This window comes from Aeromonas sp. 19NY04SH05-1 (genome assembly GCF_040581895.1).
Lineage (GTDB): Bacteria > Pseudomonadota > Gammaproteobacteria > Enterobacterales > Aeromonadaceae > Aeromonas > Aeromonas enteropelogenes.
The window spans coordinates 4274050-4294329 of sequence record NZ_CP095328.1 but is presented as its reverse complement, the minus strand read 5'-3'; the positions used below and the strand labels follow the sequence as shown (position 1 = coordinate 4294329).

Below are 20280 nucleotides of genomic sequence, written 5' to 3'. Positions count from 1 at the left end.
GGAATGCACGATGTTGATAGATTTTTCCAAGATGCATGGCTTGGGTAACGACTTCATGGTGGTGGACGGCGTCACCCAGAAGGTGTTTTTCAGCAATGACGTCATCAAGAAGCTGGCGGATCGCCACTTCGGGATCGGATTTGACCAGCTGCTGCTGGTGGAGCCGCCCTATGACCCTGAACTCGACTTTCACTATCGCATCTTCAATGCCGATGGCAGCGAGGTGGAGCAGTGTGGCAACGGTGCCCGCTGTTTTGCCCGTTTCGTGCGTCTCAAGGGATTGATCAACCGGGATCGCATCGCGGTGAGTACGGCCCGTGGCCGTATCGTGCTGCAACTGGAGGGGGAGAACCAGGTCACGGTCAACATGGGGGTACCCCAGTTCGAGCCGGGCAAGATCCCGTTTCGCGCCCAGAAGGCGGAGAAGACCTATCTGCTGCGGGCACAGGAACACACAGTGATGTGCGGCGCCGTCTCCATGGGCAACCCCCACTGCGTCATCGAGGTGCCCTCGGTGGCCGATGCGCCGGTGACGACTTTGGGAGCCATCATGGAGCGGCACGAGCGTTTCCCGGAGCGGGTCAACGTCGGCTTCATGGAGATGGTCAATGCCACCGAGATCAAGCTTCGGGTATTCGAGCGTGGCGTGGGGGAGACCCTCGCCTGCGGCACCGGCGCCTGTGCGGCGGCGGTGATCGGCATGAGTCAGGGTAAGCTCAAGGAGAGGGTCACCGTCACCCTGCCGGGAGGCAAGCTGACCATCGCCTGGAAGGGGCCGGGTCAGCCTGTCTATATGACGGGGCCGGCCGAGCATGTGTTTGACGGTCAGATAGAGGTGTAGGCAGCTGCCAGTTTCTGGCAGATGCGGTTGGGATGTGGGGGCTATGTCCTCCTTTGCCCATGATATCGGGGCCAGAGGCCCTGTTTTGCAATGGATCGAACAATTTATGAGTGAACTCAAACGGCAGGAGCCACTGGTGGACGAAGCCTGTGTGCTGGAGTACCTGGCCCGTTACCCCGAGTTTTTCCAACGTCACGCCACAGTGCTGGACCGGATCCGCATTCCCCACGAGCGCAAGGGCTCGGTCTCGCTGGTGGAGCGCCAGCTTGACCGGCAGCGCGAGCGGATCGAGCAATTGGAGCAGGAGATCACCGAACTGATGGGGATCGCCAGCGAAAATGAGCGGATCTTCCGGATTTATGCCGATCTGTATGGCGACCTCTATGGTTGTCAGACCCTGTTTGAGATGAGCGCCGTGATGGGCAAGACATTCGTGCAGCGCCTGCGCCTGACCGGGTTGCGCCTCTGGCTCAATCCCAAGAAGTTCCTCCTGAGCGGCCCGGAGGCGCGTTTTCTGGCCGAGGGCAAACAGCTGGAGCAACTGCTGGGTCAGCGCCTGCCGGGGCAGGATTACTACTTCGGCCGTCTGAGTCAGAGCGAGAAACAGACGCTGTTTGGCCATGACGTGCTGGTCAACTCGGTGGCCCTGATGCGGATCGGCGATCTCGGCGTGCTGGCCTTCGCCAGCTCTGATCCCAGCCACTTCACACCCCATAACGATACCCTGCTGCTGGGCCAGCTGGGTCGCCTGTTGCAGCTGCGGCTGCCTGAGCTGGCGCATGGCTAAGGGGCCTGTTTCCGCCAGCGAGCCACTGCCTCCCGCGCTGGCAGAGGAGCTGGCGGCCTTTATCGAATACCTGAGGGTCGAGCGCCAGCTCAGCCCTCACACCCGAAGTAACTATCAGGCCCATCTGGAGGCCATGACGGCCGAGTTGGTGAAACTGGGGCTTGATGACTGGTGTCGGCTTGAGGCTAGCCAGGTGCGCAGCCTGGTGACCCGGATGCACAAGGCCGGTCTTGCGCCCCGCTCACTTGCCACCAAGGTCTCCGCCCTGCGCAGCTTCTGCGACTGGCAGGTGCGGCAGGGACGACTCGTCGCCAACCCGGCTCGCGGCATAGTGACCCCCAAGCAGGGAAGGCCGCTGCCCAAGAACCTGGACGTGGACGAGATGTATCAGCTGCTCAACATCACCGACGAGCAGGATCCACTGGCGGTGCGGGATCGCGCCATCATGGAGCTGATGTACTCCTCCGGCCTGCGCCTTGCCGAGCTGGTGGGGCTCAATCTGGCGGATGTGAAGCTTGACGAGCGCCAGCTCAGGGTGACCGGCAAGGGATCGCGGGAGCGGGTGCTGCCCATGGGGCGGATGGCGGTGGAGTGGCTGCACAAATGGCTCAAGATGCGCCCCCTGCTGGCTGGCGACGAGGCCGAGGCGCTGTTTGTCTCCAGGCGCAAGCAGCGACTGTCGGCCCGCTCGGTGCAGGAGCGGCTCGATGGCTGGGGTAACAAGCAGGCGCTCAATGCCCATGTCCATCCCCACAAGCTGCGTCACAGCTTCGCCACCCACATGCTGGAGTCATCCGGCGATCTGCGGGCGGTGCAGGAGCTGCTGGGGCACGCCGATCTCTCCACCACCCAGATCTACACCCACCTCGACTTCCAGCATCTGGTCAAGGTCTATGACAGTGCCCATCCCAGGGCCAAACGTGAGTCCGGGTCAGGGGATGATGAATGACGTGTTGCCGGGCGCCTCTTGCCGCCTGGCCAGCCGGCAGGGCTTGAGTCCACACCGGCCCTGATTGAGGAGTGTGCATGCATTTTTATCGCCGCTGGCAGCCGGTTGCTGCCATCTCGTTCGATCTCGACGATACCCTCTATGACAACGGTCCCGCCATCGAGCGGGCCGAACAGTGGATGCTGGCTCACTTGCGCAGTGAATACCTGGCCACCGCCATGCTCGACCAAGCGCGCTGGCAGGCACTCAAGCGCGAGGTGCTGCTCGTATCTCCCGAGCTGCGCCACGACGTCAGCCTGGCGCGCCAGCACGGCATCCGCGAGGCCCTGGTGCAGGGGGGCATGGCACCCTCGCAGGCGGCGCAGGAGGCGGAGACGGTGTTCGCCGGCTTCCTGGCGGAGCGCTCGAAGATAGAGGTGAGCGACGAGACCCATGCCCTGCTGGCCCGTCTGGCGGAGCGTTATCCGTTGGCGGTCATCACCAATGGCAATCTGGACCTGGCGCAGGCCGGGCTGGCCGATTACTTCAGTCTGGTCTGCAAGGCCGGGGAGGGCGCGAGGATGAAGCCGGCGCCGGACATGTTCAGGCAGGTACAGGAGAACCTCGGCCTTGCTCCCGAGCAGATACTGCACGTCGGGGATCACCCTGAGACCGATGTGCTGGGCGCGCGCCTGCACGGTTTTCGCGCCGCCTGGCTCAACGAGCGGCAGCAGCCCTGGCGGCAGTTGAAGCTATTGCCGGATGTGGAGCTGGCGACCCTGGATGAGCTAGGCGAGCTGCTGCTCTGATGCGGATCACGAGCCCCGCCATATGCGGGGTTCGGTTCCAAAAGAGGGCTGGTTTGCGGCTAGCGGCCCCTGAACAGGGTCATCAGCTTGTCCAGCAGGTCGCGCGGCGGGGTCAGCTGTTTCATTGACTCTGCCTCCCGTGCCAGCAAGGCCTGCTGCTCTTGCTGGCGCTCACTCAACACTTGGTAGAGCGGCTCGACCAGGGATTCGCGCTGCAGCACCAGTGCCTGGAACATGGCCTGATTGATGCGGTAGGTTTCGACGGCCCCCAGGGCGCGTACGGTAAACGAGCTGGGCTCGCCGGTGAGCATGCTCAGCTCGCCGAAGAAGTCCCCGGCCTGCAGGGCGCCGAGCCGCAGCTCCCGCCCTTCCAGATGGACCAGCATCTCGGCCTCGCCTCGCACCAGCACAAACAGCCAGCCCGAGACCTCCCCCTGCTCCAGCATGATGTCGCCGCTCACGAAGGGGGCGAACTTCACCTGATCCGCCAGCTGGGCCAGCTCCTCCTCCTGCAGCATGGCAAACAGCGGCAGCTTGCGCAGGGTGGCGGTGCGTTCGGCGGTGTGCCGCTTGTGGCGTGCATCCTGATGCTGTTTCTCCTTGCTCATGAAGACGTTGAAGATGGGGGGTGTGAGGCGGCGATCGTTGCGACGCAGGGCGGCATCGATCAGGCTGCGTACCATGGAGTCGGTCGGGTCGTCACGCGCCAGATCGGTCAGCCAGTAGCGCACCGCATAGCGGGCTATTCCGCCTTCCACGTTCATCAGCAGGCAGTCGGGGGGCGGTGACTTGGCGACGCAGGGCAGCTTGGTTTCCCGTAATGCCTTCTCGATCAGTGCAATGATCTGGGTCGGCAGGGTATCCAGCGTCAGATCGAACCAGACCCAGCGCCGCAGTTGCAGGGGCTGGCCGCGACGGCGCCCTAGTACGGTAAAGCGCTGCTTGAGCAGATGGCTGTTGGGGATCACCACGGTTTCCCAGTTGCGGGTCTCTATGGTGGTGGCGCGCCAGTTGATCTCTACCACCCGGCCCTGGATGGTGTCCACCTGCAACCAGTCACCGATGGCGATGGAGTTGTCGAGCTGAATTGAGACGCCAGCCAGCAGGTTGCCCAATGTGTCCTGCATGGCAAAGGCGATGACGGCGGTGATCACCGCCGAGGTGGTGACTATCTCTCCCAGCGCCATGCCGGAGGCATAGAGCCTGAACAGCCCCCAGCCGATGTAGCCGATGGTGATAACGATGTCGGCGATGATGCGCGGGATCTTCACCTGGCAGAGGGGGAGCAGCAGCTCGAACAGCAGGATCCCCCAGAGTTTGACCAGCACCAGACCCGCCAGCAAGGTGGAGATCTCGATCAGCCAGTGGCGGGGCAGTGGCAGGCGAAACCAGCCTCCCTCCAGCTGGATCAGCAGTATGATGACCAGGCTTATGATCACGAACCCGAGTTCGGAGAGTTTCTCTCGCCGTTGCCCCGGGTTGCGCCAGAAGTGGATCAGCAGGAGTGACAGAGTGAGCAGGATCCAGAACGGGTGTTCCAGGATCCAGATCAGGGTCGGCAGCATGATGAGATTATCGCCAGACATAACAGCCCCTTGTGACTATTTACATCCAGCATAGTTGGAGTTGTGAGGGTAAATGGTGCAGCGGTGGGGCAATTTATTTATGCTGTGCCGAACAAGTCAATGGAGTGCAATCTTGTGCAATTATCAAAGAAAATCATCTGCTTGATGGCGGCATGGCCATTGGCGGGTTGTGATTTGCTGGTGGACAGATACAGGGTCGAGTTCAGGGACGGTTCCTGGCGCGAGATCGCCATCACGCCCTTTTCCAACGAGGTTCACTGGCGTGAAGGGTGCGCCACCGGCGAGGTGTTGAGCGACATGGCGCTGCCGCTCAAACGGGGGGACGTCGTCAATGGCCGGGAGCAGTTGCTGATAGGCGGCGAGCGGTTCGAGCTCGACGACAACAAGCTCTATCGCAGCAACGGCATGGTATTTGGCCACTCCCCGGACTATATCCAGCGCGGGCTTAAGGGGCTGGATAGCTGCCGCGAAATGCGCCTTCAGCGGGGCGCGCTGCCCAAGCTCAAGGCGCGTGGTTTCGACGAGTAACTTTCCTTAGGCTGCGAGGCGGGCGCTGCGTTGGCGGCAGGCATCGCCAAAGGCCTGGAATATCTTGATGGAGTGGGGGTTTTCGCTGGCCTTCCACTCCGGATGCCACTGCACCGCCAACAGGAAGGGGGAAATGGTCGGGGCGTGGATCGCCTCTATCAACCCGTCTTCTGCGTGAGCCAGCGGCTCTAGACCTTCACCCAGCCGGTCGATCCCCTGTCCATGGAGCGAGTTGACCGGGATGCTTTCCTCCCCCATCAGCTGGGAAAACCAGCTGCCTGGCACCAGATTGATGGGGTGACTTTCGCCATACTGCTCATCGACCGGATCGTCGGCATCTTCCCGGTGATCGTCGTAGCCAGGTTCGCAGTACACCTTCTGATGAATATTTCCCCCCAGTGCCACGTTGATCTCCTGCATGCCGCGACAGATCCCGAGGATTGGTAGTCCCCGCCGGAGCGCAGCCTTGATCAACGGCAGATCGAACAGGTCGCGCTCCCGATCCTGCTGCTTCTCCGGGGTGAGGTTCTCCTGACCGTAGAGCGCCGGATCTATGTTGGAGCCAGCCCCGCTCAGGTAGACCCCGTCGGCCAGATCCAGATACTGCTCCAGATCGGCGGTGCCGCAACAGGTGGGTACCAGCAGCGGGACGCAACCGCTGATCTCCACCAGCGGGGCAATGTATTTGTGGGTCATGACCTGATAGGCGTGACCGTTACGGGGCTGGGCGCCCATGGTCATCAGTACGACAGGTTTGCGATTGGTAAAGGTTGTGGGATTGGGCATAGGGCACCTTGGCTATCCTTGGCGGTGAAGTCTCGTCCTGTGCCTTGGGCAAGCCCTTGCAACTCCATGTTTGGCAAAGGCATGCCGAAGGCATGATCTCGCAATCCCGTGTTGCATGGGGTCAGCATCGTCGATCGGAGCGGACAGCAACAGCCGGGATCTTCTTTCCAGTCTGCCAATGCCGTTCAATATGTCAAACAAAATGATGCGATATTGTTAACAAAATAAAAGTAGCATCGCTTGAGTGCCCCTTTTTATGGGCGTTTAGTGTGTATAGGTAGCCTGCCCAGTAGAATCTGTGGTGGATATATTAAACGCAGAGAAGAAGGGGATGTTAAGGGGGCAATGACAAACACGCCTCCGCAGGGGAGGCGTGTTGCGGGGATCACAGCAGATCTTCGATTTCACCGCGCAGATACTGGTAAATCTCGCGGAAGGCCACCGGCGGTTTGTTCAGCTCCCGCTCCTTGTTGGCGTTGCGGATCAGCTGGCGCAGTTTCTGGCGGTCCAGCTCGTGGAACTGGGCCATCAGTTCGTTGAGGGCGCTGTCCCCTTCGCTGATCAGCCGTTCCCGCCACTGCTCCAGACGGTGCAGGCGAGCATTCACGGTGGAGTGACGGTTCTTGATGATGGAGAGCGCTTCGGCTATGGGCTCCACATCCCGGCTGCGCATCAGGCGGCCGATGAACTGCAGATGGCGGCGGAATGATTCATCCTTCTTCGGCTTGAGTTTGCGGCCCAGCTCGACGGCCTCGGCCAGCTCCTCATCCAGCGGGATCTTTTCCAGTTCGCTGTGGCTGAGGGAGACGATCTCCTCACCCATCTTCTGCAAGGCCTCGGCGTCGCGCTTGAGCTGACTCTTGCTGGGGCCCCAGTCTTCCCACTCGTTGTCGTCTTGATAGTGACTCATCGGTCTCTTGATTCCTGTCTTTCACGTTTGACGGATATGTTACCAGCTTCTCCCGCTGGGCGCAGGGGTCTGATATGCTTAGCCCCTTTCCTTCCTTCATACAGATGTGAGTTATGGATCAGCAAGACCAAATCTGCCAGGATCAAGCCCATCTCGAGGCCGTGGTTGCCGAGGCCCTGGAGATAGCCAAAGGACTGGGCGCCTCGCTGGCCGAAGTCTCCATCAGCAAGCAGACCGGGCTGTCGGTGAACACCCGGGGCTGTGAACTGGAAAGCATCGAATTCAACAAGGATGGGGCGCTTGGCATCGCCGTCTATCGCGACGGTTGCAAGGGCTCCTCCTCGACCACGGACCTGAGCAAGCCGGCCATCCGCGCCGCCGTTGAGGCGGCGATGGAAATTGCCCGTCACACCTCTCCCGACAACTGTGCCGGCCTGGCGCCTGCCGAACTGCTGGCCTGGGATGCCCCGGATCTGCAGCTGTGCCACCCGGTGGCCCTCGATCCCCAGCATGGCATCGAACTGGCCATCGAGTGCGAGCGGCTGGCACTGGGGCGCGATGCGCGCATCAAGCACTCCGATGGCGCCGGCTTCTCCAGCCACCTTGGTATCAAGGTCTATGGCAACAGCCACGGCTTCGTCAAAGGCTATGCTGCGTCGCGCAACTCCCTGAGCTGCGTGCTGATCGGCGAGCAGGATGGCGACATGCAGCGGGATTACGGCTACTCCTCCAGCCGTACCCTCGAGGGACTGTGGAGCCCGCAGCGCATCGCTGACGAGGCGGTGGAGCGCACCGTCTCTCGTCTCGGCGCCCGCAAGATCGCCACCCGCCATGCTCCCGTGCTGTTTCATCCCGATACGGCGGCCGGTCTCTGGGGTCATCTGGTGATGGCTATCAGCGGTGGCAATCTTTACCGCAAGTCGAGCTTCCTGCTCGATAAACTGGGCAAGCAGATCCTGCCCGATTGGCTCACCATCCAGGAGTTCCCCCACCTGTTGGGCGGCCTGGCCAGTACCCCTTTTGACGGGGAAGGGGTGCTGACCCGCGACATGGATATAGTGCGTAACGGCGAGCTGATGAGCTGGTTGCTCACCTCCTACTCCGCCCGCAAGCTGGGGCTCACCACCACCGGCCACGCCGGCGGCATCCACAACTGGCAGGTGTCCAATACCGGTCAGGATTTCCAGGGCATGCTCAAGGAGATGGGTACCGGCCTGCTGGTGACCGAGCTGATGGGGCAGGGGGTCAACATCGTCAATGGTGACTACTCCCGCGGCGCCGCCGGTTTCTGGGTTGAAAATGGCGAAATCGCCTACCCGGTCGAGGAGATCACCATCGCCGGCAATCTGGCTGAGATGTTCAGCCATATAGTGGCGGTGGGTTGCGACGAGGATGAGCGCTCCAGCCTCAAGACCGGCTCAGTGCTGGTCGAGAACATGAAGCTGGCGGGGCATTAATCCTCCGCCCGTTTGGCCCAATCTGCCGGCATGAAAAAGGCCCCCACGCCAACGCGAGGGGGCCTTTTTGTCAGCCGGTGATCAGGGGCGGCAGTCAGCCCTTGATGCGCTCGATGCAACCGCCCAGGCCTTGCAGCTTCTGCTCGATGTCTTCGTAGCCACGGTCAATGTGGTAGATGCGATCGACAATGGTGGCCCCTTCGGCCACGAAGCCGGCCAGTACCAGGCTGGCGGAGGCGCGCAGATCGGTGGCCATCACCTGGGCACCTTTGAGTTGCTGGGCGTCGCGGCAGATGGCGACGTTGCCCTGCAGTTCGATGTCGGCACCCATCCGCACCAGCTCGGGCACGTGCATGAAGCGGTTCTCGAAGATGGTCTCGGTGACCATGCCGGTACCCTGAGCTACCGCGTTCAGCACGGTGAACTGGGCCTGCATGTCGGTCGGGAACGCCGGGTAGGGGGCAGTCTTGATGGTGACCGGCTTGAGGGTGCGACCTGTCATGTCCAGGGTGATCCAGTCTTCACCCTTCTCAATCAGGGCGCCGGCCTCTTCCAGCTTGACCAGTACTGCTTCCAGCAGGGTCGGGTCTGTCTTGCGGCAGGTGATCTTGCCGCCGGTCACGGCTGCGCCCACCAGGAAGGTTCCGGTCTCGATGCGGTCAGGCTGCACGCTGTAGCTGCCACCGTGCAGACGCTCGACGCCGTCAATGACCAGGGTGTCTGTGCCCGCCCCCTGGATCTTGGCGCCCAGGGTATTGAGGAAGTTGGCCAGATCGACCACTTCCGGCTCGCGCGCGGCGTTTTCGATCACGGTGCGACCGTCAGCCAGGGTGGCGGCCATCATCAGATTCTCGGTACCGGTGACGGAGACCATGTCCATCAGGATGTGGGCACCTTTCAGACGGCCGTCGACGCGGGCCTTGATGTAGCCATCCTCGATGGCGATCTTGGCCCCCATCAGTTCCAGGCCGTGCACATGCAGGTTGACCGGGCGGGCACCGATGGCGCAGCCACCGGGCAGGGAGACGTCAGCCGCGCCGTAGCGGGCAGCCAGCGGGCCCAGGGCCAGGATGGAGGCGCGCATGGTTTTGACCAGCTCGTACGGGGCCACGTGGTTGTTCACGGCACCGGCCAGCACGGTGACGTTGCCGTTCACCTTGGTGGTCGCGCCCAGCATCTCCAGCAGCTTGATGGTGGTGCCCACGTCTTTGAGGCGCGGCACGTTGGAGAGCTGAACCTCTTCGTCGCACAGCAGGGTGGCGAACAGGATCGGCAGGGCGGCGTTTTTGGCGCCGGAAATGGTCACTTCACCGGAGAGGGTGCAGGGGCCGGTGATCTTGAATTTGTCCATGGTTACTTCGTTACCAAATCAGGAGGGCAATAGGAATTTACGTTCGCGCTTCCACTCGGCTTCGGTAAAGGCCTTGATGGAGAGGGCGTGAATGGCGTTGCTGGCGATCTTGTCCATGAGCGGGGCATAGATGGCCTGCTGTTTCTTGACTCGGCTCATACCGTCAAACATGTCGCCGACGGCAATCACCTGGTAGTGGCTGCCATCCCCTTTGACATGGACTTCGGACAATGGCAGAGCCTCAAGGAGTATCGCTTCAATTTCAGAGACTTGCATTATGCGTCCTCAGTTGTGAGCGGGGTTGATTGAAACAGACTGGCCACCCCGTAGAGGTTGGCCAGGGTATAGAAATCAGTGGAGGCGCCCACCAGTTGCGGTGTGGCGCCTCGTGCCAAGGCGGCTTTGGCCCATTTGACCAGCAGGGCCAGGCCGGCGGAGTCCAGGGTGGTGACCTGGCTCAGCTCCAGCTTGTCATCCTGCCACCAATCGGCGCGGCGTTGCCACAGGTCATTGACCTGTGGCGCCTGCAGCTCGCCCCTGAAGATCATGACTTGATCACCAGCGGCTTGGCGTTGTGCTCGCGCAGCTGGGCGATCACTGCGTCGATGCCGTCCTGGCGAATGAGGCCACCGAGTTCGCTCTGTTTGGCGGAGAGCAGGCTGATCCCCTCGGCGACCATGTCGAAGGCTTTCCATTCGCCGGTCTTGTTGTTCTTGCGCAGCTTGAACTCGAGGAAGATATCCGGCTTGCCGGCCTCTTTCACGCTGACGTTGACGGCAGTGATGTTGCCGTTGGGGGCCTTGCCCGGCTCGACTTTGACGGTCTGCCTGTCGAAGTGGGCCAAGGCATCGGCGTAGGAGCTCACCATGTACTCGGTGAAGACCTCGACGAAGGCATCGCGCTGGGCCGGGGTGGTCTGCTTGATCTGGTTACCAAGCACCTTGTAGGCGGCGAAGCGGTTGTCTACGTAGGGCAACAGCTCCTCGCGGATGATGACGCGCAGGTGGTCAGGATTGTTTTTGATCTGTGCCTGATCGGCCTTCAGACGAGCGAAGGTCTGCTTGGCGGCCATGTCGACCAGCGCATTGGGATCGGTGGAGTCCACCGCGGCCTGGGCGGACAGGGAAAAGAGCATGCTGGTCATCAGGCCCAGCAGCAGGGCGATCTTCTTGAACATGGTTACTCCTTACTTGCTGTCTGATTTGCTGTCGGAGGATTGGCTGTAGAGGAACTTGCCAATCAGATCTTCCAGCACGATGGCGGATTTGGTGTCTTCAATCATGTCACCATCCTTGAGCATGCCGGTGCCCATGTCCTCATCGGTGAAGCCCGGGGTCAGACCTATGTACTGCTCGCCGAGCAGGCCGGAGGTGAGGATGGAGAGAGAGCTGGTTTCGGAAAACTCGCCTGCACTCTTTTGCATCTGCAGGGTGATTTCGGGAACCTGGGTTTGCGGGTCGAGCGTAATGTCGCTCACCCGACCGACCACCACGCCACCGACCTTGACCGGCGAGCGTACTTTCAGGCCGCCGATATTATCGAAATGCGCGTGCAGGGTATAGGTTTCTCCCTCCGGTTTGAAGCTCAAACCGGCCACTTGCAGAGCCAGTGCCAGAATGGCACCGATGCCAGCCAGCATGAAGAGGCCGACCAGGAATTCTACTTTGCTGAACTTCATCTTTACCTTATCCAAACATGACTGCGGTGAGTATAAAATCCAGACCGAGCACGGCCAGGGATGAGTGAACCACGGTGCGGGTCGTGGCCTGGCTGATCCCGGCCGAGGTCGGCTTGGCATCATAACCGTTGAAAAGGGCAATCCAGGTGACCACAAGGGCGAAGATCAGGCTCTTGATGGCACCCTGCATGATGTCATCCTGCCAGTCGACGGAGGCCTGCATGGCGGACCAGAAGCCCCCTTCATCCACTCCCAGCCAGTCCACGCCGACCAGCTTGCCACCGAAGATGCCGATCAGGCTGAACATAAAGGCCAGCAGCGGCATGCTGATGACCCCGGCCCAGAAGCGGGGTGCCACCACCCGGCGCAGAGGATCCACCGCCATCATCTCAAGGCTGGAGAGCTGCTCGGTGGCCTTCATCAGGCCGATTTCCGCGGTCAGGGCGGAGCCCGCGCGGCCGGCAAACAGCAGGGCAGTCACCACAGGACCCAGTTCCCGCAGCAGGGAGAGGGAGACCAGAGGGCCCAGGCTCTGCTCGGCGCCAAAGTCTTTCAGCACGTTGTAACCCTGTAAGGAGAGCACCATGCCGATGAACAGACCCGACACCAGAATGATGGCCACCGACTGCACCCCGACCACATAGAGTTGCTGGATCAGCAGCGGGAAGTGCTTGCGCGGCGCGGGTTTGCCCGCCAGCGCATGGAACAGCATGATGGTCGCCCGGCCGATGGCGGTAATGAAACGTACACCGCGTCGTCCCAGCTTGCTTATTTGGCTTGTCAACATCAGAGATCCTGTAGCAGGTCGTCTGCCGGAAAATGAAACGGAACAGGACCGTCGGGCAATCCTTTCAGGAACTGCTCGACTTCGGGGTTGTGCTCTTCGCGCAGTTGCGCCGGCGTGCCGTGGGCCACTACCTGGCGGTTGGCAATGATGTAGGCGTAATCGGCGATGCCGAGCACCTCCTTCACATCGTGGGTGACGATGACGGAGGTGATGCCGAGGGCATTGTTCAACTCCTTGATCAGCTTCACCAGCACCGCCATGGTGATGGGATCCTGACCGACGAAGGGTTCGTCATACATGATGAGGTCGGGGTCGAGCGCGATGGCCCGTGCCAGCGCCGCGCGCCGAGCCATGCCGCCGGAGAGCTCGGATGGCATCAGCTTCGCCGCCCCGCGCAGCCCCACGGCCTGCAGCTTCATCATGACGATGGTGTGGATCAGCTCTTCCGGCAGGCCTGAGTGCTCCCGCAGCGGGAAGGCTACGTTGTCGTAGACCGTCATGCCGGTGAACAGGGCGCCGCTCTGGAACAACATGCTCATCCGCTTGCGCACCTCGTAGAGGCGCGAACGGGAGAGGCTGGGGATATCTTCCCCGTCAAACAGAATGTGACCGGACTCGGGCTTGAGCTGGCCACCGATCAGCCGCAGCAAGGTGGTCTTGCCGATGCCGCTCGGGCCCATGACGGCGGTGACCTGGCCACGGGGAATGGTCAGGTTGATCCCGTCATACAACAGCCTATCTCCGTGACTGAAGGTCAGGTCGGAGATGGTGATCAGGTCATTGTTCAAACAATTGTCCATCCGGTGCAAATGAGGAGCGAATTTTATGGGCTAGTCTAGGTCTAAGCAACATCAAGGAACAACTATTGAACAGGCTGGCAGCCCGTTTGTACGCCAAATTTGTGTAACAAAGTGCGTCATCCTGCCGGGGATCCACCATCCGATTCGCTTATCCGGACAGACTTTTTTATAATCCCGCAGCTAATTTCGGCCCGGAGCTGTGTCTTTATGTCTGTAAAGCCTGAGAAAGTGTCTGACCTGTTCGATTTTCGTCGCAGTGCCCGCGCGGTGCTGGACACGGAAAAGCAAGCGATTGATGGACTCTACCAGTATCTGAATGACGCCTTCGACAAGGCGTGCGAGATGGTGCTGCGTTGTGGTGGCAAGATAGTGGTCACAGGGATGGGCAAGTCTGGCCATATCGGCAGCAAGATTGCCGCGACCCTGGCCAGCACCGGCACTCCCGCCTTCTTCCTCCATCCGGGGGAAGCCAGCCATGGGGATCTGGGGATGATTTCCGCAGGCGATCTCATTATCGCCATCTCCAACTCGGGCGAGAGCGACGAGATCCTGGCCCTGCTGCCGGTGCTCAAGCGCCGCGGCATACCGCTCATCTGCATGACCGGCAACCCCGCTTCCACCATGGCCAAGGAGGCCAATGTGCATCTGTGCATCAAGGTGGAAAAAGAGGCCTGCCCGCTGGGACTCGCGCCCACATCGAGCACCACGGCAACCCTGGTGATGGGGGACGCGCTGGCGGTGGCCCTGCTGGAGGCGCGTGGCTTCACCGCCGATGACTTTGCTCTCTCCCATCCGGGCGGGTCGCTTGGCAAGCGCCTGTTGCTGCGGGTCGGCGATCTGATGCACAGTGGTGACCTGTTGCCCCTGGTTTCTATTGATGCCACCATCAGCGAGGCGCTGCTGGAGGTGAGCCGCAAAGGGCTTGGCATGACGGCAGTCGTCGATCAGCATGGCTTGCTGGCGGGGCTCTTTACCGATGGCGACCTGCGCCGCATTCTCGATCAGCAGGTGGACATCCATCACACCCCGATCAGCCGCGTGATGACCGCCAACTGTGTTACCGTAGGGCCGGAAATGATGGCGGCGGAAGCCGTCAAACTGATGGAAACCAGAAAGATCAACGGATTACTGGTGGTGGATGGCGACAAGCGCCCGCTGGGTGCCTTCAACATGCACGACCTGCTGAAAGCCGGAGTAATTTGATGCAAAACGTACCGACCCTTTATGGTCCGGTGACGCGCAGCCAGTATGACAAGGCGGCGCAAATCCGCCTGCTGGTGTGCGATGTGGATGGGGTACTCTCCAATGGCCTCATCTATATGGGTAACAACGGCGAGGAGCTGAAGACCTTCTGTACCCGCGATGGTGCAGGCATGCGGGCGCTGCTCAATGCGGGCATCGAGATCGCCATCATCACGGGGCGCAACTCCCGCATCGTCAGTGATCGGATGAAGAGTCTCGGAGTGAATCACGTGGTGCAGGGGGCGGACAAGAAATTGCCCCATTTCGAGGCATTGCTGGCCAAGCTGGGCCTGGATGCGTCGCAGGCCGCCTACATGGGTGATGACACCATCGACCTGCCGGTGATGGAGGCTTGTGGCCTTGGTATTGCGGTGGCCGATGCCCATCCTCTGGTCTTGCGCCGGGCCGACATGGTGACCCGCCTGGCTGGCGGCACAGGTGCGGTGCGCGAGGTATGCGACCTGATCCTGCAGGCCCAGGGGTACGGAGATTACCAGCCTGAGGCATCGGTATGAACAGACAGACCCTGTTGTTTGCCCTGTTGTTTCTGGTTGCCTTGGTCGCCTGGCAGTTGAGCAAGGTGGAGCTGGTGCCGGAGAGCACGGTAAAAACCGAGCATTATCAGCCGGATTTTGTTGCCAAAGAGTTGGTGACCACCCGTTTCGATGTGAACGGCAAGCGTACCGAACGGTTGGAGTCGGCCTATGCCGAGTACTACCAGATCATCGAGCAGGCGACATTCGACAAGCCCGTCGTCTACATGTTCGATGACAAGGGGGAGGCTGAATGGAAAGTCACGGCCGACACTGGTGTGCTCAACACCGATGACAACGTGATCATGCGGGACAAGGTGCATCTGGACGGTCTGCTGCCCACCTCCTTCATCTCCACGCTCGATACTCCCTATCTGGAGCTGGACCTGGTGACCCAGGATGTGCGCAGCAATCGGGAAGTGAAGATTTTGGGTCAGGATTTCCAGACCGAAGGGGTTGGCCTGAAAGGCCATCTGGACCGCAAATATTTTGAGTTACTGGATCAAGGTCATGCCATCTATTTCAATGAAAAACGTTAATCTGGCCCTCGCAGCCTTGTTGTTCTGCGGTGTTGTGACCGCCAAAGAGTCCGACTTTGCCGAGAAGGTCTATGTCGATGCCATCAAGCAGGTCGCAGAGATGCAGGATAATCGCGTCACCTTCGAGCAGGATGTGATCATCACTCAGGGCACTATCAAGATTAAGGCCGACAAAGTTGTTGTGACCCGCTCCGGCGAGAAAGGGGCCGAGGTGATGACCGCTTATGGCAAACCCGCTACCTTCTTCCAGATCCTGGACAATGGCAAGCCAGTCAACGCCCACGGCAACAGCATTCGCTACGAGTTGAAGAAGCGCCTGGTGACCATCACCGGCAATGGCCAGCTCAAGCAGGAAGATAGTCAGGTCAATGGTGACCTGATCCGCTACGACATCGTTAAACAGAAGATGATCGCCGAGAGCAAGACACCGAACCAGCGGGTCAAAACCGTCTTCCTGCCGGATCAGGTAGAGAATTTCGACAAGCCGGCCGATCAGCAGACCCAGGGAAAATAAGCCATGGCAGTATTGAAAGCAGTGGGCCTGCAGAAGAGCTACAAGCGCCGCATGGTGGTCAGTGATGTGAGTCTGGAGGTAGGCACAGGCCAGATCGTCGGCTTGCTCGGACCCAACGGCGCCGGCAAGACGACCTCGTTTTACATGATTGTCGGCCTGGTGCAGCGTGATGCCGGTCTCATCACCATCGATGATCAGGATATCAGCCTGCAGCCCATGCACGTGCGTGCCCGCAACGGCATCGGCTATCTGCCGCAGGAAGCCTCGATTTTCCGCCGTCTCTCGGTGTTCGACAACTTGATGGGAGTCATGCAGACTCGCAAGGGGTTGAGTCGCGAGGAGCGGGAAGACAAGGTCGAACAGCTGCTGGAAGAGTTCAACATCACCCACATCCGCGACAACCTGGGTCAGAGTTTGTCTGGTGGCGAGCGGCGCCGGGTCGAAATTGCCCGCGCCCTGGCGGCGGAGCCGCGCTTTATCCTGCTGGATGAGCCGTTTGCCGGTGTGGATCCCATTTCTGTGATAGACATCAAGAAGATCATCCAGCACCTGAAAGATAGGGGGCTGGGCGTCTTGATCACCGACCACAACGTCAGAGAGACTCTGGACGTATGTGAGAAGGCCTATATCGTCAGCCACGGCCAGATGATTGCTGAAGGTGCGCCGGCTGATATCCTCGCCGATGAGCAGGTCAAGCGCGTCTATTTGGGCGATCAATTCAGTCTATAGTAAGGGGGCATGCCTTCATTTCCTTTGCCGCGTGCCTCGCTGAACATAAGGATATCCCGACGTAGATGAAGCCGACATTACAGTTGCGTCTCGGTCAATCCCTGACCATGACGCCGCAATTACAACAAGCGATTCGTCTGCTCCAGCTCTCCTCTCTGGAACTTCAGCAGGAAATTCAGCAAGCGCTCGAAAACAATCCCCTGCTGGAGCAGGAAGAGAGTGAGGTGCAGGAGACATCCCCGCAAGATCAGGTTGATGCCAGCCAGCTGGATTCCAGCGATGCCATGGCCCAGGATCAGATGCCGGACGAGTTGCCGGTGGATACGACCTGGGACGAGGTCTATTCCGCGGGGACGGCCCAGAGTGCCGGACCCATCCATGATGGGGATGACACCGTCTACCAGGGGGAGACCACCGAGAACCTGCAGGACTACCTGTTGTGGCAGATGCGCCTCACCCCGTTCAGCGATGTGGATGCCGCCATCGCGCTTGCCATCATAGATGCCATCGACGAATCCGGTTATCTGACAGTGTCGCTGGAAGATATCCAAGCTGCGGTGAGCAGCGACGAAGTGGAGGTCGAACTCGATGAAATCGAGGTCGTGCTCAAGCGGGTGCAACACTTCGATCCGGTGGGAATTGCCGCCCGTTCGGTGCAGGAGTGCCTGCTGATCCAGCTGGAACAGTACGACCCCGAGACTCCCTGGATCAGTGAGGCCAAGGAGGTGATCCAGGAGCACATGGATCTGCTTGGCAATCGCGATTACCGCACCCTGGCCCGCAAGACCCGGCTCAAGGAGAGCGACCTCAAGGAGGTGCTGGATCTGATCCAGCTGTTGGAGCCACGGCCGGGCAACGGCATCATCCAGAGCGACTCCCAGTACGTGATCCCGGACGTCTCCGTAGTCAAACGGCAGAATCGCTGGGTGGTGGAACTCAATCCCGATTCATCCCCGCGCATCCGGGTCAACGAGACCTATGCCGCTATGGCACGTAACGCCCGTAGCAGCACGGATACCCAGTTTATCCGCTCCCACTTGCAGGAAGCCAAGTGGTTCATCAAGAGCCTTGAGAGCCGCAACGACACTCTGTTGAAAGTGGCCAGCTGCATCGTCGAGCAGCAACAGGGCTTTTTCGAATATGGTGAAGAGGCGATGAAGCCGATGGTGCTCAACGATATCGCCGAAGCGGTGGAGATGCACGAGTCGACCATCTCCCGTGTAACAACCCAGAAATACATGCATACCCCCCGTGGTATTTTCGAACTGAAGTTTTTTTTCTCCAGCCATGTGAATACAGAAGGAGGAGGAGAGTGCTCATCGACCGCAATCCGTGCGCTCATCAAGAAGCTGGTGACGGCGGAGAACCCCGCCAAGCCGCTAAGTGATAGCAAGATCGCGGATTTGCTGGCCGAACAGGGTATTATGGTGGCTAGACGCACGATCGCTAAGTACCGCGAATCCCTGTTTATCCCACCTTCCAATCAGCGCAAACGCCTGGTTTAGGCAAAACAAAAGGATGACGTTATGCAAATTAACCTGACCGGACACCATGTCGAGATTACCGAAGCTCTGCGTGATTATGTGAATAACAAATTTGCCAAACTCGAGCGTCACTTCGACCACATCAACAACGTGCATGTGGTACTGAGCGTGGAAAAACTGAACCAGATCGCCGAAGCCAAACTGCATGTCAGTGGCGGCGAGGTCTTCGCCAACTCCGAGCATGCCGATATGTATGCCGCGATAGATACCCTGCTCGACAAGCTGGACAGGCAGATCATCAAGCATAAAGACAAGTTAAATAAAAAATAACCATGCAACTTGAACACATACTGAGTCGGGACTGCACCAAGAGTGCAGTCCCTTGTACAAGCAAGAAACGGGCCCTCGAAATCATCAGCGAGCTGGCCGCCGAGCGCTTGGGTACCTCACGCCAGGCGCTGTTTGAATGCTTGCTGGCCCGCGAAAAAATGGGCAGTACCGGGATCGGTGCCGGTATCGCGATCCCTCATGGTCGTATCGACGATGAATTTCCGCCCACCGCTATTCTGATGACGTTTGCCGATCCCATCCCTTTCGACTCCATCGACAATCAACCGGTTGACCTGCTGTTTGCCCTGCTGGTACCGGAAAGCGAGTGCAAACAGCATCTCAAGACCCTTTCCCTGATGGCCTCCAAGCTGGGTGACAAGGCGGTATGCCGCCAGTTACGCCAGGCAACCAGCGATGAAGAGCTCTATCAGATCATGACCTCAGCCTGATATATAGGCCAGGATCACACACCCGTTTTGGCGTGAGGGAACAAGATGCAGTTAATCGTGGTAAGTGGACGCTCGGGCTCCGGTAAAACCGTAGCCCTGAGGGTATTGGAAGATCTGGGTTATTACTGTGTGGACAACCTGCCGGTCAACCTGTTGCCCCAGCTGATCGTTTCGGTCGAGAGCCAGTACGACAAGCTGGCAGTCAGCATAGACGTGCGCAACTTGCCGAATGATTCGGAAAAACTGGAGAATCTGCTGGCTCAGGTGCGCAACGAGGGCAGGGTCGAGTTTGCCAGCTTCTTCTTCGATGCCGACAACACCACGCTGCTCAAACGATATGGCGAGAGCCGCCGTCTGCACCCCTTGTCGCGCAACAAACTGTCGTTGGACGAGGCGATCCGGGAAGAGACCCATCTGCTGGCGCCGATCTCCTCAACTGCCGATCTGCGCATCGATACCACCAGCCTCAGCATTCACGACTTGAGCGAGCTCATCAAGACTCGGGTGCTCGGCAAGAAAGAGAACGAGTTGGTGCTGGTGTTCGAGTCGTTCGGTTTCAAATATGGCATACCCAAGGATGCCGATTTCGTGTTCGACGCTCGCTTCCTGCCCAATCCGCACTGGATCCCCGAGCTCAAGCCTTTTACCGGCAAGGATGAGCCGGTGGCCAGCTACCTCTCGGCCCAGGCGGACGTGATGCTGTTCACCCAGCAGATCGAACACATGCTGGTGACCTGGCTCCCCCATCTGGAGCGCAATAACCGCAGCTATCTCACGGTCGGCATCGGCTGTACCGGGGGCCAGCACAGATCGGTATTTATCGCCGAACGCCTGGCCAACTCCTTCCGGCAGCTCGGCAAGAACGTGCAAATTCGCCACCGCACCCTCGACAAGAGCAGTTCCCAAGCGTGATACCCCAATAGGACGACCTGATGACAGTTTCCGCCTCGGTTGAAGTGAAGAACAAGCTGGGTATTCACGCTCGGCCAGCCATGATGCTGTTCGAGCTGGTACAGGGTTTTGATGCCCATGTGCTGCTGCGCAATGAGGACGGTGTGGAGGCTGATGCAGACAGTGTGATTGGCCTTCTGATGCTGGACTCTGCCCAGGGCCGCCAGGTGGAAGTTCAGGTGGAGGGCCCCGACGAGGTGGAAGCCCTGGCTGCCGTTGTCGCGTTGTTTACGTCCGGTTTCAACGAAGAGTAGTCGCTCA

Annotated in this window: 26 protein-coding genes; 16 read left to right on the top strand and 10 right to left on the bottom strand. The window is 59.9% G+C overall.

What is annotated here, in order from left to right; genetic code table 11:
• The first annotated feature begins 10 nt into the window (after positions 1-10).
• The 4 genes from dapF (at position 11) to MRK42_RS19800 (ending at position 3365) form a co-directional block, all read left to right on the top strand.
• Positions 11-841: a diaminopimelate epimerase gene (gene dapF, locus MRK42_RS19815; protein ID WP_216993535.1), complete on the top strand. Its 831-nt coding sequence runs from the start codon at positions 11-13 to the stop codon at positions 839-841.
• Positions 842-947: 106 nt separating this feature from the next.
• The gene (locus tag MRK42_RS19810; RefSeq protein ID WP_042070902.1) at positions 948-1628 is read left to right on the top strand and encodes a DUF484 family protein; all 681 of its coding nucleotides are present in this window, start codon (positions 948-950) and stop codon (positions 1626-1628) included.
• The gene (xerC, locus tag MRK42_RS19805) at positions 1621-2577 is read left to right on the top strand and encodes a tyrosine recombinase XerC (protein ID WP_354688574.1); all 957 of its coding nucleotides are present in this window, start codon (positions 1621-1623) and stop codon (positions 2575-2577) included. Before MRK42_RS19810 ends, xerC begins: the two co-directional genes overlap by 8 nt.
• Positions 2578-2654: 77 nt before the next feature.
• On the top strand, positions 2655-3365 hold the full coding sequence (locus MRK42_RS19800) for an HAD-IA family hydrolase (protein WP_354688573.1): 711 nt from the start codon (positions 2655-2657) through the stop codon (positions 3363-3365).
• 59 nt (positions 3366-3424) lie between these two features.
• Here the strand turns inward: MRK42_RS19800 and MRK42_RS19795 are convergent, their stop codons facing one another.
• A complete protein-coding gene (locus MRK42_RS19795; RefSeq protein WP_354688572.1) occupies positions 3425-4951 on the bottom strand; it encodes a mechanosensitive ion channel family protein in 1527 nt (508 codons plus the stop codon).
• A 99-nt stretch (positions 4952-5050) separates the two neighbouring features.
• On the opposite strand from MRK42_RS19795, the gene MRK42_RS19790 reads away from it, so the two are divergent.
• Positions 5051-5479 (top strand): hypothetical protein, encoded by a 429-nt coding sequence (locus MRK42_RS19790; protein ID WP_124239987.1) that lies wholly within the window; start codon positions 5051-5053, stop codon positions 5477-5479.
• A 6-nt stretch (positions 5480-5485) separates the two neighbouring features.
• On the opposite strand, the gene MRK42_RS19785 is transcribed toward MRK42_RS19790, so the two are convergent.
• Both MRK42_RS19785 and yjgA read right to left on the bottom strand, forming a co-directional pair.
• On the bottom strand, positions 5486-6265 hold the full coding sequence (locus tag MRK42_RS19785; protein WP_042070893.1) for a gamma-glutamyl-gamma-aminobutyrate hydrolase family protein: 780 nt from the start codon (positions 6263-6265) through the stop codon (positions 5486-5488).
• 385 nt (positions 6266-6650) lie between these two features.
• Positions 6651-7175: a ribosome biogenesis factor YjgA gene (gene yjgA, locus MRK42_RS19780; RefSeq protein ID WP_026456364.1), complete on the bottom strand. Its 525-nt coding sequence runs from the start codon at positions 7173-7175 to the stop codon at positions 6651-6653.
• Between the two features lie 113 nt (positions 7176-7288).
• Here yjgA and pmbA point away from each other — a divergent pair, with 113 nt between their 5' ends.
• On the top strand, positions 7289-8632 hold the full coding sequence (pmbA, locus tag MRK42_RS19775; protein WP_354688571.1) for a metalloprotease PmbA: 1344 nt from the start codon (positions 7289-7291) through the stop codon (positions 8630-8632).
• A gap of 94 nt (positions 8633-8726) precedes the next feature.
• Here the strand turns inward: pmbA and murA are convergent, their stop codons facing one another.
• The 7 genes from murA to mlaF are packed head-to-tail and all read right to left on the bottom strand — an operon-like array spanning position 8727 to position 13248.
• The gene (gene murA, locus MRK42_RS19770) at positions 8727-9983 is read right to left on the bottom strand and encodes a UDP-N-acetylglucosamine 1-carboxyvinyltransferase (protein WP_042025037.1); all 1257 of its coding nucleotides are present in this window, start codon (positions 9981-9983) and stop codon (positions 8727-8729) included.
• 18 nt (positions 9984-10001) lie between these two features.
• Positions 10002-10259 (bottom strand): BolA family iron metabolism protein IbaG, encoded by a 258-nt coding sequence (gene ibaG, locus MRK42_RS19765; protein ID WP_026456362.1) that lies wholly within the window; start codon positions 10257-10259, stop codon positions 10002-10004.
• Entirely contained in the window at positions 10259-10531 is a 273-nt protein-coding gene (locus MRK42_RS19760; protein WP_026456361.1) for an STAS domain-containing protein, read from the bottom strand. Before MRK42_RS19760 ends, ibaG begins: the two co-directional genes overlap by 1 nt.
• On the bottom strand, positions 10528-11160 hold the full coding sequence (gene mlaC, locus MRK42_RS19755) for a phospholipid-binding protein MlaC (RefSeq protein WP_354688570.1): 633 nt from the start codon (positions 11158-11160) through the stop codon (positions 10528-10530). The genes MRK42_RS19760 and mlaC overlap by 4 nt, the downstream gene beginning before the upstream one ends.
• Positions 11161-11169: 9 nt before the next feature.
• Complete coding sequence (gene mlaD / locus MRK42_RS19750; protein WP_026456359.1) at positions 11170-11661, bottom strand: outer membrane lipid asymmetry maintenance protein MlaD; 492 nt, start codon at positions 11659-11661, stop codon at positions 11170-11172.
• A 7-nt stretch (positions 11662-11668) separates the two neighbouring features.
• The gene (mlaE, locus tag MRK42_RS19745; protein WP_216993543.1) at positions 11669-12448 is read right to left on the bottom strand and encodes a lipid asymmetry maintenance ABC transporter permease subunit MlaE; all 780 of its coding nucleotides are present in this window, start codon (positions 12446-12448) and stop codon (positions 11669-11671) included.
• Positions 12448-13248: a phospholipid ABC transporter ATP-binding protein MlaF gene (mlaF, locus tag MRK42_RS19740; RefSeq protein WP_354688569.1), complete on the bottom strand. Its 801-nt coding sequence runs from the start codon at positions 13246-13248 to the stop codon at positions 12448-12450. The genes mlaE and mlaF overlap by 1 nt, the downstream gene beginning before the upstream one ends.
• 207 nt (positions 13249-13455) lie before the next feature.
• Between mlaF and MRK42_RS19735 the strand changes: the two genes are divergently transcribed.
• The 10 genes from MRK42_RS19735 (at position 13456) to npr (ending at position 20273) form a co-directional block, all read left to right on the top strand.
• A complete protein-coding gene (locus MRK42_RS19735) occupies positions 13456-14451 on the top strand; it encodes a KpsF/GutQ family sugar-phosphate isomerase (protein ID WP_216993544.1) in 996 nt (331 codons plus the stop codon).
• Positions 14451-15005, top strand: a complete 555-nt coding sequence (kdsC, locus tag MRK42_RS19730; protein WP_124239993.1) for a 3-deoxy-manno-octulosonate-8-phosphatase KdsC — start codon at positions 14451-14453, stop codon at positions 15003-15005. The genes MRK42_RS19735 and kdsC overlap by 1 nt, the downstream gene beginning before the upstream one ends.
• The gene (lptC, locus tag MRK42_RS19725; RefSeq protein ID WP_026456113.1) at positions 15002-15562 is read left to right on the top strand and encodes an LPS export ABC transporter periplasmic protein LptC; all 561 of its coding nucleotides are present in this window, start codon (positions 15002-15004) and stop codon (positions 15560-15562) included. The genes kdsC and lptC overlap by 4 nt, the downstream gene beginning before the upstream one ends.
• Entirely contained in the window at positions 15549-16076 is a 528-nt protein-coding gene (gene lptA, locus MRK42_RS19720; RefSeq protein ID WP_026456112.1) for a lipopolysaccharide transport periplasmic protein LptA, read from the top strand. Before lptC ends, lptA begins: the two co-directional genes overlap by 14 nt.
• Before the next feature lie 3 nt (positions 16077-16079).
• Entirely contained in the window at positions 16080-16805 is a 726-nt protein-coding gene (gene lptB / locus MRK42_RS19715) for an LPS export ABC transporter ATP-binding protein (protein ID WP_026456111.1), read from the top strand.
• A gap of 65 nt (positions 16806-16870) precedes the next feature.
• A complete protein-coding gene (locus tag MRK42_RS19710) occupies positions 16871-18310 on the top strand; it encodes an RNA polymerase factor sigma-54 (RefSeq protein WP_042070883.1) in 1440 nt (479 codons plus the stop codon).
• A gap of 21 nt (positions 18311-18331) precedes the next feature.
• Positions 18332-18619, top strand: coding sequence for a ribosome hibernation promoting factor (gene hpf / locus MRK42_RS19705; RefSeq protein ID WP_005336323.1), 288 nt, complete (start codon positions 18332-18334; stop codon positions 18617-18619).
• Between the two features lie 2 nt (positions 18620-18621).
• Complete coding sequence (gene ptsN, locus MRK42_RS19700) at positions 18622-19068, top strand: PTS IIA-like nitrogen regulatory protein PtsN (RefSeq protein WP_005336322.1); 447 nt, start codon at positions 18622-18624, stop codon at positions 19066-19068.
• 45 nt (positions 19069-19113) lie between these two features.
• On the top strand, positions 19114-19980 hold the full coding sequence (rapZ, locus tag MRK42_RS19695) for an RNase adapter RapZ (protein WP_042070881.1): 867 nt from the start codon (positions 19114-19116) through the stop codon (positions 19978-19980).
• A 20-nt stretch (positions 19981-20000) separates the two neighbouring features.
• A complete protein-coding gene (npr, locus tag MRK42_RS19690; protein ID WP_026456107.1) occupies positions 20001-20273 on the top strand; it encodes a PTS phosphocarrier protein NPr in 273 nt (90 codons plus the stop codon).
• Positions 20274-20280: the final 7 nt, after the last annotated feature.